This is a genomic window from Pseudothermotoga thermarum DSM 5069, assembly GCF_000217815.1.
Classification (GTDB): domain Bacteria; phylum Thermotogota; class Thermotogae; order Thermotogales; family DSM-5069; genus Pseudothermotoga; species Pseudothermotoga thermarum.
The window spans coordinates 1,473,725-1,488,360 of record NC_015707.1; the positions used below are offsets into that span (position 1 = coordinate 1,473,725).

13 protein-coding genes are annotated in these 14,636 nt (G+C 40.8%); 8 read left to right on the forward strand and 5 right to left on the reverse strand.

Annotation, left to right across the window (positions count from 1 at the left end):
* The first annotated feature begins 12 nt into the window (after positions 1-12).
* The 3 genes from THETH_RS07425 to THETH_RS07435 are packed head-to-tail and all read left to right on the forward strand — an operon-like array spanning position 13 to position 2,796.
* Complete coding sequence (locus tag THETH_RS07425) at positions 13-585, forward strand: diguanylate cyclase domain-containing protein (RefSeq protein WP_013932735.1); 573 nt, start codon at positions 13-15, stop codon at positions 583-585.
* On the forward strand, positions 585-1,841 hold the full coding sequence (murA, locus tag THETH_RS07430) for a UDP-N-acetylglucosamine 1-carboxyvinyltransferase (protein WP_013932736.1): 1,257 nt from the start codon (positions 585-587) through the stop codon (positions 1,839-1,841). Before THETH_RS07425 ends, murA begins: the two co-directional genes overlap by 1 nt.
* Entirely contained in the window at positions 1,834-2,796 is a 963-nt protein-coding gene (locus THETH_RS07435) for a radical SAM protein (protein WP_013932737.1), read from the forward strand. The genes murA and THETH_RS07435 overlap by 8 nt, the downstream gene beginning before the upstream one ends.
* On the opposite strand, the gene THETH_RS07440 is transcribed toward THETH_RS07435, so the two are convergent.
* From THETH_RS07440 to THETH_RS07460, 5 genes are all read right to left on the reverse strand, one after another.
* Entirely contained in the window at positions 2,732-3,613 is an 882-nt protein-coding gene (locus THETH_RS07440) for a PEGA domain-containing protein (RefSeq protein WP_013932738.1), read from the reverse strand. The genes THETH_RS07435 and THETH_RS07440 overlap by 65 nt on opposite strands.
* Before the next feature lie 64 nt (positions 3,614-3,677).
* Positions 3,678-3,962: a hypothetical protein gene (locus THETH_RS07445; protein WP_013932739.1), complete on the reverse strand. Its 285-nt coding sequence runs from the start codon at positions 3,960-3,962 to the stop codon at positions 3,678-3,680.
* A gap of 33 nt (positions 3,963-3,995) precedes the next feature.
* Positions 3,996-4,379, reverse strand: a complete 384-nt coding sequence (locus tag THETH_RS07450) for a hypothetical protein (protein ID WP_013932740.1) — start codon at positions 4,377-4,379, stop codon at positions 3,996-3,998.
* 96 nt (positions 4,380-4,475) lie between these two features.
* Complete coding sequence (locus THETH_RS07455; RefSeq protein WP_013932741.1) at positions 4,476-7,511, reverse strand: alpha-mannosidase; 3,036 nt, start codon at positions 7,509-7,511, stop codon at positions 4,476-4,478.
* 11 nt (positions 7,512-7,522) lie between these two features.
* Positions 7,523-8,539: a LacI family DNA-binding transcriptional regulator gene (locus THETH_RS07460; protein WP_013932742.1), complete on the reverse strand. Its 1,017-nt coding sequence runs from the start codon at positions 8,537-8,539 to the stop codon at positions 7,523-7,525.
* A 266-nt stretch (positions 8,540-8,805) separates the two neighbouring features.
* Here THETH_RS07460 and THETH_RS07465 point away from each other — a divergent pair, with 266 nt between their 5' ends.
* The 5 genes from THETH_RS07465 (at position 8,806) to THETH_RS10365 (ending at position 14,553) form a co-directional block, all read left to right on the forward strand.
* Entirely contained in the window at positions 8,806-10,173 is a 1,368-nt protein-coding gene (locus THETH_RS07465; RefSeq protein ID WP_211205260.1) for an ABC transporter substrate-binding protein, read from the forward strand.
* An 81-nt stretch (positions 10,174-10,254) separates the two neighbouring features.
* A complete protein-coding gene (locus tag THETH_RS07470; protein ID WP_013932744.1) occupies positions 10,255-11,154 on the forward strand; it encodes a carbohydrate ABC transporter permease in 900 nt (299 codons plus the stop codon).
* Positions 11,151-11,981: a carbohydrate ABC transporter permease gene (locus THETH_RS07475; protein ID WP_013932745.1), complete on the forward strand. Its 831-nt coding sequence runs from the start codon at positions 11,151-11,153 to the stop codon at positions 11,979-11,981. The genes THETH_RS07470 and THETH_RS07475 overlap by 4 nt, the downstream gene beginning before the upstream one ends.
* Positions 11,978-13,123 carry an ABC transporter ATP-binding protein gene (locus tag THETH_RS07480; RefSeq protein WP_013932746.1) on the forward strand — a complete coding sequence of 382 codons (1,146 nt, stop codon included), beginning with the start codon at positions 11,978-11,980 and terminating at the stop codon, positions 13,121-13,123. The genes THETH_RS07475 and THETH_RS07480 overlap by 4 nt, the downstream gene beginning before the upstream one ends.
* Positions 13,120-14,553, forward strand: a complete 1,434-nt coding sequence (locus THETH_RS10365) for a CehA/McbA family metallohydrolase (protein ID WP_052295983.1) — start codon at positions 13,120-13,122, stop codon at positions 14,551-14,553. Before THETH_RS07480 ends, THETH_RS10365 begins: the two co-directional genes overlap by 4 nt.
* The last annotated feature ends 83 nt before the right edge of the window (positions 14,554-14,636 follow it).

The following is a 14,636-nucleotide window of genomic DNA, read 5'->3' on the forward strand; positions in this document are numbered from 1 at the left end:
GAGGAATCAATAGTGGACGAAAGGGAAGAACTTTTGAAGAAAATCAGAATTTTAGAAGAGCAGATTGAATATTACAAAGCCCGCGAAGCTCAAATGGAACAGATGCTTGCTGAATACAACGCACTTGTGAAAAAACAGTTTGAGCTTTACGATGACTTTGTTAAGGATATAGGAACAAGCAGAATAATCGACAGTTTGACAAGAACTTACAACATGGAGCACATGAGCAAGCTCATTTCTTATTATCACCAGAAAGCCTTTGAAGAAAACAGAAGTTACGCTGTTATTTTGGTCCGACTTGTTGACAAAAACAACGATTTTGAAAAACATTTGATCCAGCTCGGTAAGTTTTTGAAAAGCATAGTTCGCGTTCCCATGGACAGCGTTGGAAGATTCTCTGACGATACCTTCATAGTTCTTCTCACCGAGATAACCAAAGAGAATGCCTTGAAGGTTGCTGAAAGGATCAAAAATGGCTGTGTTAGCGCTGTACCTTGTCATGTAAAGGTTGCTTGCAGAGTTTACCCTGATGATGAACAAAATCTTGAAAACATGATCGAAAGCCTTAGGCAGGAGATAGCTTGATGGGAAAGCTTGTAATTGAGGGGCCAATAAAATTATCGGGGCGTGTCAAAGTATCTGGAGCGAAAAACGCCGTTTTGCCTATAATGGCCGCCTCAATACTCTGCGATGAAAAAGTTGTTTTGGAAAACGTGCCAGATCTTTTGGACGTTAGAACCATGATTCAAATTCTTGAATCCGCTGGAAGCAAGGTCGAATTCAAAGGTTCCAGACTTGAGATATATCCTGTTGAAAAAGCCAACACATCCGTACCATATGAACTTGTCAGAAAGATGAGGGCTTCTTTCAACGTCCTAGGTCCCTTGGCGGTGAAGTTTAAAGAAGCCTTTGTTCCTCTGCCTGGAGGATGTTCTATTGGAGTTCGACCGGTTGATTATCATCTCTACGGGCTGGAAAAACTGGGTTTTTCGGTGAAGGTCGAACATGGTGTAGTTGAAGCTCGAATGAACGAAAAGCCATCACAAGTGATCGTGACTTTTCCTTTTCCAAGTGTTGGCGCCACGGAACACATAATGACCACCGCAGCTTTGATGGCCGGTACTTACACGGTAATCCAAAACGCCGCAATGGAACCCGAGATAGAAGATCTTGCAAACTTTTTGAACAAATGCGGAGCTCGAATTTCAGGAGCTGGTACAAAAACCATAGAAGTCTTCGGAGTAGAGAGACTTAAAGGATGCGTTCATTCGGTTATTCCAGATAGAATCGAAGCTGGAACCTACATAATTGCCGTTGCCGCAACGCAGGGAAACGCCGTCGTCGAAGGTTTGGAACCGAAGCATTTATTTTCTTTGTTTGAGATTTTGAACCTTTCTGGGGTGGAACTTAAAATCGATCAAACCTCTGTAGAAGTAAAAATGACAACCAGGCCAAAACCGGTCAAGGTTCATGTAGCACCTTATCCAGGTTTTCCAACGGATTTGCAGCCACAGATCATGACTTTCCTGACGGTTGCAGAAGGAACTTCCACCATAATAGAAACGGTTTTCAAATCCCGGTTCCTCCATGTCGATGAACTACGTCGCATGGGTGCAAAAATCGAGGTGACCGATGGGACTGCCATTGTTCACGGTGTCGAATATTTAAGTGGAACTCAAGTTTCCGCAACTGACCTTAGAGCTGCCGCTGCCTTGGTGATAGCAGGTTTAATGGCAAAAGGGACCACAATTATAAGCGATGTCGATCAAATCTTTCGTGGTTACGAAAATTTGATAGAGAAATTCTCATCGCTTTCAGCAAAGTTGGAGTATTATGAATGAAGTTGTGGCAGTTTTAAAGAAAAGGCTTGAAAAATGCGATATCTGTCCAGTTAAATGCAAAGTCAACCGGTATTTTTCCACCGGTCGCTGCAAAGCAGGTTATTTGCCGATACTGAACGCCGTGGTTCTTCATTTTGGCGAAGAACCTCCAATAAGTGGCGAAACTGGTGCTGGCACGATTTTCTTCAGCGGTTGTAACATGAGATGTATTTACTGTCAAAACATGTACTTCAGCCAACTTGCACATGGAGTTGAGATCAACTTTGAAGAGTTTGCCGAGATATTTTTGGATTTGCAAAAAAACGGAGCGAAAACTTTGAACCTTGTAACTCCCACGCCACACATTTTGGCAATTGTACAAGCACTTGAAATTGCAAAATCGAAAGGCTTCAACCTACCAGTGGTTTACAACACCAGCAGCTATGAGTCGGTCGAGACTTTGAAAATGTTGGAAGGTTATGTGGACATATACCTGGCAGACATAAAATACGCTGATGATGAAACTGGGATGAAATATTCAAAGGTACCAGATTATTTCACCGTAGCCAAGAAAGCAGTCGTTGAAATGCTACGGCAGGTTGGACCATTCAAAGAAGAAAAGATGAGGGGTTTGATAATAAGACATCTTGTTCTTCCGAACGATGTTTCGTCAACTGAAAAAGTTCTTGAATTTGTCTACTTTGGACTTTCTCCAAATGTACCAGTTTCTTTGATGGCCCAATACAATCCTCTTTTTGGCGCAAGAAATGATGAACTTTTGAACCGCAGGATAACTAAAGAGGAGTACGAGAAGGCAATAGAAAGAGCACTGGCTTTGGGTTTAGATGGCTGGGTTCAAACGGAAGAGAAGAAAAAAGTTACCGTAAAGCCAGTGCCTTCAACTTATTTAATCATTGAGAAGTTGAAAGCAAAAAGAACAAAAGCACTCCAAAAAGGCCTATCCCAAGCACTGTAAGCGTTATTTCCTTGGTGTAGGTGTAAACACTTCTATCGATGGTAACTGGCCTGCTGACGTAATAAGCCTCAGAATCGGTCAAAGCAGTTACTCTTATTTCGTAAGTACCATCGGGAAGTCCCACACCAGTCCAAATTATCGTGTTGGTTCCGCTTTTTCCTTTTCCTCTCCAGCTCCAAACTACATTTTTATTCTGGTCAATTGCCTCAACAACAAGCTGTGCTGGTTTACTCAGATAAATGTAAAAGGTTGTGGTATCTTTGTACCAATCTCCGTTTGGCGAGAAAGCCTCAGGTTCGATTTTCAAATCAACCATCAAAGCTTCTGGAATTAGGTTGATATTCACAGCCGTCTCTTTCGTGTAGTTAAAAGTCAACATACGCGTTTCGGGGATGTACCCATCCGATTTGAAAGTAACATATTGCGTTCCTTCGGGCACATAGAGTAAATCTTTGACGGAATTTGCTCTTCCAATGAATTTCCCCTCAATATAAACTTCAACTGGATAAACATTTGAGAAAATTCTAAGAGCACCTGCTCTTTTCATCTGAGCGGCAATCACGATTCGCGTATTTGGAGATGTATAAACAACCGATTCGTAAGCTACAAACCAATCTTTCACAACTCTAACCCTGTATTGCCCATAGCTTGTCAAGGTTATCTCAAGCTTTCCGTCGATACCAACCATTCCGTAATAGATGTCGTTCAGATAAACCATGGAAAATGGCTCTGCCTGCACGACAACAAGAACTTGTCCTAAAGCTATTACGCCAACGCATAAAATTGCAAAAATGGCTAAAAATTTAGCTTTAATCATCAAGCATCACCTCCGACTCTAAAAATTCTACATACAAATTAAAAAAGCCTTAAAGCAAATAGATTTACCAATTTGTGGTTGTATACCAATTGACTATGTTCTTTATAGACCAGCTTTTTCCATCCCTGATGTATTCAACGGCTATTATCAAAGGTTCTGTAGAGCGAATGTCGATCACTCCAACAGTTTCAACGTCAAGCTCATCGTAAAGACTCACGTATGCGGTAGCTTTTGGACTTATTGTTCCAGAAAGCTCCTTTAAAATCTTACCCTGAAAATCGTATATCCAAACGTAGACATCGGCTTCCCTTGTAGAAATGTTTGAAATCATAACGTCTGTTTCAGCCATCCCAACTTTTTCATAATAAGCGCTGTACCAATATTATTTTGCATCCATTGAACTTTGTGCAGGTTCCGTGATGATATCGCGTGAAAATAAAGCATCATCCTGAAGGTAGGAAACAGATATGGAAAGAAGCTGATCGCTCTGCACAAGTACCAATCCCCACGTGTTGATATCCGGATTTATGATTTTGGTGAGATCGATCAAAATCGTTTCGTAAAGGTTGAGCCGATAGGTGTTTTTCCAAAGCTCATCTCCCGTTGAATTGTAAACGACAACTCTCAAATAGGCTTTTTCTTCGCTCATGTTTGAAATGAAAATCGCAGTACCTCTGTCAAACGTCGAATCGTGATAAACACCATAATTTGCCGCGATCATTGTAGCAACAACGAACATCAGAGTTATGAAAAAGAACCTTTTCATAGAAATCACCTCGCAGAAAGTTTGATTCTATTTTACACCAAAATAAAAAATTTGTGGCTCTATAGAGAACCACCTTTTGAAAGGTCGCCAACTGTTTTAGAAAGTATCCACCCTGATGGTCTTTATCTCAAAAGGTTTCAATTCGAAAATGAAACTGTTTGGTTCAGTGAGGTCGATTTCATGTTCAATTTCGTCCAAAAGATTTGTCGTCCAAACTTTTTCAACCTTTTGATTGAAAGATACCTTTACCTTTTCGTGGCTTCCAACGGTTTCTCCAAACCTTAGATAGTAACTTTTTCCAATTCGCCTTAACGATAGTGTTTTCGAATTCTTTTTGCAAAAACTGATCAAGCAACTTTGTGCAAGTCCACCTTTAAGAACTTCGATGGGTTTGTTGAAAACATCGGCAAATTTCACAACATCTCCTAAGTCAAGTTTTAGGTGTGGATATACAGCGTAGGAAAATTCATGAATGCCAACGTCTGCGTAAAAATCAGGAAAAATGCCAGATTTTATCAACGACAAAGAAATGGTTCCATCTTTGGCTGAATGACCGTATTTGCAATTGTTTGCTATCGTAACACCGTAATCGTATTCGGATAGATCAACCCACCTGTGAGCTGGCACTTCAAATTTTGCCATTTCAAAGCTTGTGTTTCTGGTTGTCGGACGATCGATGAAACCACAATCCAAATCGTACTTTGCATATCTGCTTTTTATATCCGTTTCGAAAACAGCCTTAAGAATAGTCCTTTTTTCGCTCCAATCGAGTTTTGTTCTTATTTCGACAAACTCTTCGTCAAACCAAAAGATGTAATGCTGAACAATCCAGGACTTGCCATATTTAAACACAACCTCAAAAACCGCTCTCAGCTCGTTCTCCTCAACGAGTTTTATGGATTGTGCGTTCAATTTGAAAAGATGCCTTTCATGGTTTATGTCTATATCCCAGTTGTCATAATAAGCAGGAACATCCCTTGCGACAACAAGTTTGTTACCACCGTTTTCCTTGAAAATCCATCTTTCAAGTCTTTTGTCGTAGATGTTGAAGGTTCCATCTTCAAACACCACAAACCTTAAGTTTTTCGATTCAACCGAAGACTTATCCTTGGGCTTTTCAAATTTTTCATTCAATTCGGTTGACTGTTTTACATCAAAAACCTTTGTACCCAAAGGTGGCAAAGTTTCTTGAGAATAGTACAAATATTTTTCATCGTAAGTTCTCACCTTGTCAAAACCTTCTATGGTAAGGTTTTCTTTAAGCTCGAATTTAATGCGTTGTTCGAAACTAGAGGGGTTAAAGAGGGTGATTTTTGCCTCACTTTGATTCACACAATTTTTTATGATTTTTTCACATTCTTCAATAACTTGGCTTAGTTCTTTTTCTGTGGTTTTGTAAACCTTTCGAATCGAAGAGCCTGGAAGTATGTCGTGAAATTCATTTCTAAGCAGGATTTTCCAAAGTTCGTCTATTTTTTCTTGGTAATCTTTTTCGCTGAGTGCATTTATAATTTCAGCTTTTCTAAGGCTATCTTCTGCCAGCTTGTGAAGTTTTTTCACCTTTGACTGAGAAGTGTAAGTTCCACGGTGAAATTCAAGGTACAGCTCGTCATTCCAAACAGGAAGATTGGTATCTTCAAACTTCATCGAATTCAAATACTTTGATACCGTTGAAAATTCAACCTTTGGAATGCCTGGGATTTCATTCAGGTGAATGTAGTTTTGACACATCTCTTCCGTTGGTCCACCGCCTCCATCACCATAGCCAACGGTTATCAGTATTTTATTGGTCAATTCTTTCTGTCGAAAGTTTTTCCAAGAATTTATCAACGATTTTGCATTGATGTTGCCGTTGTATCCTCCGTCGTCGTTTTTGTACGAATAGTACAAAACCCTACTGCCGTCTATTCCTTGCCACCAGCATATGTCGTACGGAAATCTGTTTGATTCGTTCCAACTAAGTTTTGTCGTCACAAAGTACTTGATTCCAGATTTGACAAGTATTTGTGGCAAAACCCAGCTAAAGCCAAAAACGTCCGGAAGCCAGCAAAAATCGGATCGTTTTCCAAACTCTTTCTCAAAAAATTTCTGCCCGTAGTAAAATTGCCTTATAAGCGATTCAACGGAAACAAGGTTTGTGTCAGATTCAACCCACATTCCTCCGGCTGGTTCCCACTGCCCTTTTTCAACCAGTTTCTTTACCTCTTCAAATAACTCCGGATCAATTTCCTTGAGATCTTGGTACATTTGTGCAGAAGATTGGCTGTAGATGAAATAATCGTACTTTTTGGCAAGGAAAACCGCGTTGGCAAAAGTTCGTATTATCTTTCTTTTTGTTTCCTCAACTGGCCACAGCCACGCGTAATCTATGTGAGAATGACCCACAACGTAAACTGTACCGTGCTTTGAAAAAGGAGCCTTTTTGACTTTCTCTTTGAACGATTCGAACTTTTCCAAAACTGTATCCAAAACTTCTTTGCTGAACAATCCCTCGTTTGGAACTATTTCAACCGAATCCCAAACCTTTTCAACTTCCCATGCTGTGATGTTGTCGAAAAGCCCCTTTTTGAAAGTTTCCAAATCCCTTGGAAAATCCAGCGACTGAAGAAAATCGTTGGTTACGTCTATCAAGTAGTTTGCCAAACTTTCATCGTCCGTTTCTTCTATCACCGAAATAACGTTCTTTGTAAAGAAAAAAATTTCCCTCATTTTTTTGTCGTAAACAACCACGTAGGAGTATTTGAAAATGGGTTCTTCTTTTGTCCCAAATAACCCTCTTGGAACTACAACTGCTTCAATCCGATGCTTTTTACCATCGCAAAAGCTCGTTAAGTCGATCTCTTTGTGAAATTCATTAACTTCCCCGTAAGATTTTCCGTCGATTTTTACAAGAGTTTCTCCACCAAACCAAGCGTTTAAGTAAACTTCGCGTTCTGCTGTTGGCAATTCTTGATTAAAAAAACACTCAAAGGTCGTCATATCTTTTCCAGACCAATTGAAAGGCAAAGAAATTTTGTTTCCCTCATTTGTCCAATCACCAATTTGATACCTTTTAACAACGCAAAACGGCGCCAATTCAAAAAGAGCTCTCTTCAAGTGAGAAACTTCCATCTCCCTTTTGCGGTAAGCCATGTTAATACCTCCTACAAATTGCAGCCACAAGATTTTCTGATTACCAACTCGGTTTTTATGCGTAACAATTTCCCAACGCTCTCACCTTTGATTAGCTTGACAAGCGTTAAAACCGCAAGGCTTCCAACCTGCTCTAAATCTTGCTTGACTGTTGTCAACTCCGGAATAGTTAAAGCTGAAACTGGTTCATCGTCAAATCCAACCACTTTTACATCTTCTGGAACCTTCAAGCCGCTTTTTAAAAGATAACCCAACCCTCTCACAGCAAGAAAATCATTGCAGAAGAATATTGTGTCAATATTTCTTGTTTTCACTAAATCAAGAAGAGGCAAAAAATCTCCTTGAAGACCATCAACTTCTACAACCTCTATTTTTTGCTTGAATTGTTCACATATTCCCTCATATCTCTCTTTGACGCTTGAAATGTTGACCCCTTCAAAAGTGACGAAAACGGCGTTATTCGATTTATGACGTTCTTTCATGTGTTTGGCAAGTAAACTCGCCCCAAGGTAGTTATCGGATAAAACCGTTGGTATATCCGTGTATCCTTCCACAAGTCTATCAACAAAAACAACCGGGAAACTCGCATTCACAAGGCGATGAAAGACATGATTTTCTACGGTAAATGCCCTTGGCTCTATTATCAAACCGTCAATTTTGTGCTCTAAAAGATGTTTCAATCCTCTTATTTCACTTGTTACATCTTGTCCTGTATCTTCTACGTAGCATTTGATTCCAAGAGCTGTACATGTTTTGACTATTCCAAATACGATGGTTGGGCTTCGAGCCAGAACACCTATTCTTCTGGTTGAGAGCAGATCATCGCTACTGACAAAAGTTCCTAAACCGCGTATCTTGAAGATCAAACCTTTCTTTTCGAGCTCCAACAAAGCTCGTCTAACGGTCATGCGTGTGACACCAAATTGCTTGGAAATATCATTCTCAGAAGGCAGTTTTTCGCCTACTTTGATTTTCTCAGTCAGTATGAGCCTCTCTAAATATCTTGTGATCATTTCGTACTTTTTCATTTCATCCATCTTCTCCCAATTTTGTGAGAGATCTTTCTGTTGAAATGATATCAAGTATTTTTTAGGAATCAAAAGTTAATATTTTGAAGAAAAAACTTGAAAAAACAAGGAAGAAAGAGAAAGAAAAAATACCATGTTGTATATACAATCTTTTTTGGCGATAATTGCCTATAATCACGAATAATTAGGCTTGAAATTGGCACATGATCCCGTTTATACTGACAATAGAAGTATATACAACTGCCATTCCAAAGGGGGGGGTTGCTGTGAAATGGTTTAAGTTAATGGTAACTGTAATGGTTTGTGTGCTGGTTGCATCGATGGTGTTTGGACAACCAATTACGCTTACAGTTATTTCAAGAGCCGTTCGAGGAGGGGTCAACACTCAACTTGTTGAGTGGTTTGAGGACATCGTTGTACCTGCATTCACCGCCGCAATGAAAGAGAAAGGCATTGATGTGAAAGTTGAATTCATTCAGTTCAGCGGAAGCGATGAGGCACTTAAGCAGCAATATGCACTCGATTTGAGCGTTGGTAGAGGAGCAGACATCCTGGGATTCGACGGCTTTTGGATCCCTGAATTTGCCGAAGCCGGTTTGGTCAAACCTCTTGAAGAAATTGTCGGACCTTCGGTATGGGACTGGGAAGGATGGCAGTATATACCTCAAGGAATGAGAGAAATTTTGAGTTATCGTGGAAAAGTTTATGGACTAGCAGCTGGTACAGACGTTCGTGTCATTTTCTATCGTCGTGATTTGTTCCAAAAAGCTGGCATCCCAGAACCATGGCAACCACGTTCTTGGGAAGAACTTTTGGAAACGGCGAGGTTGATCAAGAAGCAACTGCCTGGTGTAATTCCACTTCAAATCAACGCAGGTACTGAAATGGGTGAAGCTACCACCATGCAAGGTTGGTTCATGGTCCTACTCGGTACGGGAATTCACATGTTTGACTTTGAATCTGAAAAATGGATCGTTGAACATCCAGGAATTTTGGAAGCCCTTCAGTTCTACAAAAAAGTCTATGTTGACGAGAAACTTGGAGATGCCCGAATGCAGCTGACATCAGGTGCTCGTGCCAAAACTTTCGAAGCCTTTAGAGAAGGAAAAATTGCCATGCTTGTCGAAGGAGATTGGTTCTGGAGATCAGTCCTTGCTCCTGGTTCCGAGTGGGCAATTCCAAACCGCGAGCAAATAGTTGGTTGGGCAAAGATGCCAGCTAAAGAACCTGGCGCTGGATACCGTGGACAAGATTTTGTCTCCATCTCCGGTGGAACTGGTTTTATCATCAATCCAAACACTCGTCATCCCGATCTGGCGTGGGCTTTGCTGAGTTTTGCAATGAGTAAAGAGATGCAGATAGAATTTCAAAAGATACAACCCAGAATTCGCGCAAGAGTTGATGTACCAGTTATAGGTGATCCCGTGATGTCCGCCATGGCTGAAGCAGTTTTGCCACTTACGACCGTTCGACCGATGTATCCGGAATATCCAAAGATTTCTTACCAAGCCCAGCTCATGACAGAGCGAGTAATATCTGGAATAATGACACCAAAGGAGGCTATGGAAGCATACAAAGAAGCGGTGATTGAAATAGTAGACCGCGAGAGAGTAATCATCGTACCTACTAAGTAACTTTAATTATAAATCATAGCAAAACGCTGATCGGGTCCGGCTTATGCCGGACCCTTTTGTCAACGAAGGGAGGAAAGGCCAATGGAGATTTTGCCAAAAAAAGTTGGTTTTTTGTTTTTGGTGCCTGCTCTATTGTTCATCTGCCTTTTTCTTCTGTTTCCATTCTTTTGGGTGATCGTGATAAGTTTCACCAATCGAGCACTCACCGGTCCAGCCGCACTTTCTCCTACGTTTGTAGGACTAAGGAACTATCTTCGATTGTTCAACTTTCAACGCTGGATGCGCCCAGGAGAATTTGGTAATGCCTTGAAAAATACGGCGATTTTCGTCGTTGGTTCTGCAATTCTTGGGCAGGTTCCGTTGGGGTTAGGTATAGCTCTTTTGCTTCATAGATTTAAATGGAAAACAATTCGTGAAATTGTTTACACGCTTGCCATAGCTGCTTGGATTTTACCAGGTGTGCCTGTTGCGTTCGCCTGGATTGCCTTTTTGGATAGAGATTTTGGGACTTTGAATGCCATTTTGAAATTCTTCAAAATAGGTCCAATAGATTGGTACTTTGAGCAGCCTCTTCTTGCAATAATTTTATTCAACATTTGGAGAGGAACGGCTTTTTCAATGCTTTTGTTTTCCGCAGCCCTCGGATCGATTCCGCCTTCTTACTGGGATATATCCGAAGTGATCGGAGCAACGGCTTGGCAAAGATTTAGAGACGTGATTTTTCCTTTGATCAAACCGCACATACTCACCGATTTGATTTTGGTCACACTTTGGACGTTCAACTCATTCACACCATATCTTATAACCGGCGGGGGACCTTTGTTCAAAAGTGAGACAATTCCGATGTACACTTATCGAGAGGCTTTCAGATTTCTTGAGTTTGGAAGAGGAGCAAGTGCAGCCGTAGTAACGATGACCATCAATTTGATTTTGGCAATAATTTACCTCACGTTTCTAAAGCGTCAGGAGGTGTACAAATGAGGCGTTTGAAATCCTTTTTATCAAATTTGGCCCGAATATTGCTGATAGTAATTTTGATCGCGTTCTTTTTGTTACCGCTCCTTTGGCTTTTCACTGCTCCGTTCAGTAGAGCTGCTACTTTGAGAATTTCACTTCCAACTAAACCTACTTTGAACAACTTTCGAGTAGTTTTATCAAATCCAATATCGTTTCGAGCACTGTTTGTAAACAGTCCAATAATAGCTGGCGGCGCAATGATCGGAGTTACTTTGATAGCATCACTTGCAGCTTACGCTCTTTCCAGGATAAAAGTTCCTGGTCAAAGTTTGATAGTTTACATTTTGATATTATTCTCCGCTGTGGTTACTGGAACGGCTGCAATGGTTCCAATCTTTCTGCTTTTGTATTCCCTAAAGTTGATTGACACACACCTTGGGACTATACTCGTCTACATTGGTGGATTGTTACCAACTGGGATTTTCCTCATGCGAGGTTTTGTAGACAGTGTTCCGCGTTCCTACGAGGAAGCAGCTATTGTTAGTGGCGCAAAACCTTTGCAAATGTTTAGAGATGTTGTTATTCCTATCATAAGACCTGGAATGATGGTTGTTGCTGTGTGGGCTTTTGTTCAGTCTTGGGGAGATTTTCTAATCCCGATGGTTTTAATTAGAAGTCCTTTGAAAATGCCGGCTCCGATTGCCATTTACACGTTTTACACCGAAGGTGGAACTCCGGTGCTAACTTTGGTTTCGGCGTATTCTTTGATATACATGCTTCCAGCTATAGTACTTTATCTATTTGTGAATTGGAAATACGGATTCAGATTCTTTGGAGGGATAAAAAGATGATTACAAAGGAAAATCAACTTGTACCGCAGGAACAAAACAAGATAACAAAGGATTATCTTCTTTTGGACAACGTCACGAAAAAGTTTGGCACAACTGTTGCCGTGGATCACTTGACTATTTCCGTCGCAAAAGGCGAATTCATTGCATTACTTGGACCTTCAGGATGTGGAAAAACAACAACCCTTCGACTCATAGCGGGATTGGAAAAGCCAACCGAAGGAAAGATTTTCCTTGATGGTCAGGATATAACAAACGTACATCCAAGAGAAAGAGATGTGGCCATGGTTTTTCAAGATTATGCTTTGTACCCACACATGACTCTTTTTGAGAACATCGCTTATCCATTGAAGCTACGAAAAGTTCCGCGCAAAACAATAGAGGAAAAAGTTCTAGAAGTCGCAACGCGTCTTGGGATCAAGGATCTTTTGTCTCGAAGGCCTGGTCAAGTATCAGGTGGACAACAACAAAGAGCAGCTGTTGCCAGGGCTTTGGTTTATCGACCAAAAATTTTTCTATTTGATGAACCGCTTTCAAATCTTGATGCAAAGCTAAGACTTGAAGCCCGCGCTTTTTTGCAGCACTTGTGCAAGGAAGAAAAGATAACCACCATATATGTGACTCACGATCAAGCTGAGGCCATGGCAATGGCAGACAGAATAGGAGTTATGGATCAAGGGAAATTGCTTCAAATTGGTACACCTTTTGAAATTTACCACAGGCCAAACAACATATTTGTGGCTGGATTCATCGGAAACCCACCGATGAACTTACTCACATGCTTTTTAAAACAAGAAAAAGATCTCACAATAATCGTAGGAAACGAGTTTGAGCTTGATCTGACTTTACCGCTTGAGCAAAAATTTTCATTTGAAAAACTAGGTGAAAAGTATCTTATGCTTGGTTTCAGGCCGGAGCATGTAAAGCTATCAAGCGAACCAGGTCCTTACGCCATACCTGGTCATCTGTACGCGATTCAACCACTCGGTGCGGAGACTTTGATCACGCTACAAGTTGGAACTTCTTTGGTTTCAGTAAGACTTTTTACAGATCAACCTCCCACTTTTTCCAACCAGATGTATATTCATCTAAATCCCAACAGAATTTACATCTTTGCGGAAACAGGTGAAAGGTTATGGCCATGAAGATTGTTTATTCTGGAAGCTTCAAACCTTCAGATCGTCTTTCATCCGTGTATCGACTTTTTGCGTTCAGTGTGCCAGAGAACGTCAAGTATTTGGAAATACGATATGATTACGATCGCAGCCAGGGGAATGTAATAGATCTTGGTTTATTCGATCCACGAGGTGGTTCGTTTTTATCATCAGAAGGATTTCGAGGTTGGAGCGGCAGCGCTAAAAGCCACGTGATAATTGCTGAAACTTTTGCCACACCTGGATATATACCAGGTCCGATAATTCCTGGCGTTTGGAAAGTCATCTTAGGACTTTACAAGATAAACTCCGAAAGATGTGACTACACCGTGGAAATACTGCTTCATGATTCAGAGATTTCTTTGACAAACATGAGCATTCCTTTGGTAAAAATAACCACTAGCGAAAATTATCCACACATTTGTAGCAAAACTGGTCCAGCTTGGTTTAAAGGAGATTTGCACTCTCATACTTATCATTCCGACGCTCAGTGTGGTGTGGATGAACTGATCGCCGCAGCAAGACGACGTGGACTTGATTTTCTTGCCATCACCGATCACAACACTGTTAGTCACCTTTTGGATATTCAAAGACTGAAATGCCAAGATTTCTGTGTTATACCTGGTGAAGAGATCACCACTTACCTTGGTCATGCAAACGTTTGGGGAATAAAACAGTGGTTTGATTTCAGATGCATTTCTCAACAACAAATAAAACAATTGTGCGAAGAAGTTCATCGCAAAAGGCTTTTATTTTCAATAAATCATCCAAAGCCAGGAGGTCCAGAGTGGGAATTTGGCTATTCGTTTGATTTTGACTGTATGGAAGTCTGGCAATCCATTTGGAGCAGGAACAACGAACACAGCTTGAAAGTTTGGAACGATCTTTTGCTTTCTGGAAGAAGAATCATCGCAGTCGGCGGCAGTGATAGTCATCCAATTAAACTGGGAAATGGCATATTTGAATGGCTTGGGTATCCGACAACCTGGGTTTACGCAAAAGATTTAACCGTTGAATCCATTCTTGAAGGTATTCGCGCTGGGCATGTGACTATATCCGCTTGTCCTTTGGGACCATTCTTGGCTTTGGAAATTTTCAAAAACAACGAAAAAATCGCAATGCAAGGTGATGTTGTAAAAACCAACAAATATACAGTCAAAGTGATTGCCAAAAAAGCAAAAGGTTTGATCTTAAGATTGCTTTCACCACAAGGTGGATTACTGCAGAAAAAATTAAACGAAGAATCAAGCGAAACGGTGTTAGATGTTGACCTCAGAGAACATGGGTACGTCAGAGCAGAACTTCGCGTGCCTTCAACTTTTTGGCAAGGAGAAACTTCCATTGAAAGTTTGCCAGTAGGCGCTCTCACAAACCCAGTGTGGAGTGAGGATTTCTTGAAAAAATGCAACCGCTGTAATTGAGTAAGCAGGTTTCGATAAGTCTTAGACCAGTCTTGTTAGAAACACTCGAAAAGACATCCGAAAAGGCATAGAGATGATTTCCA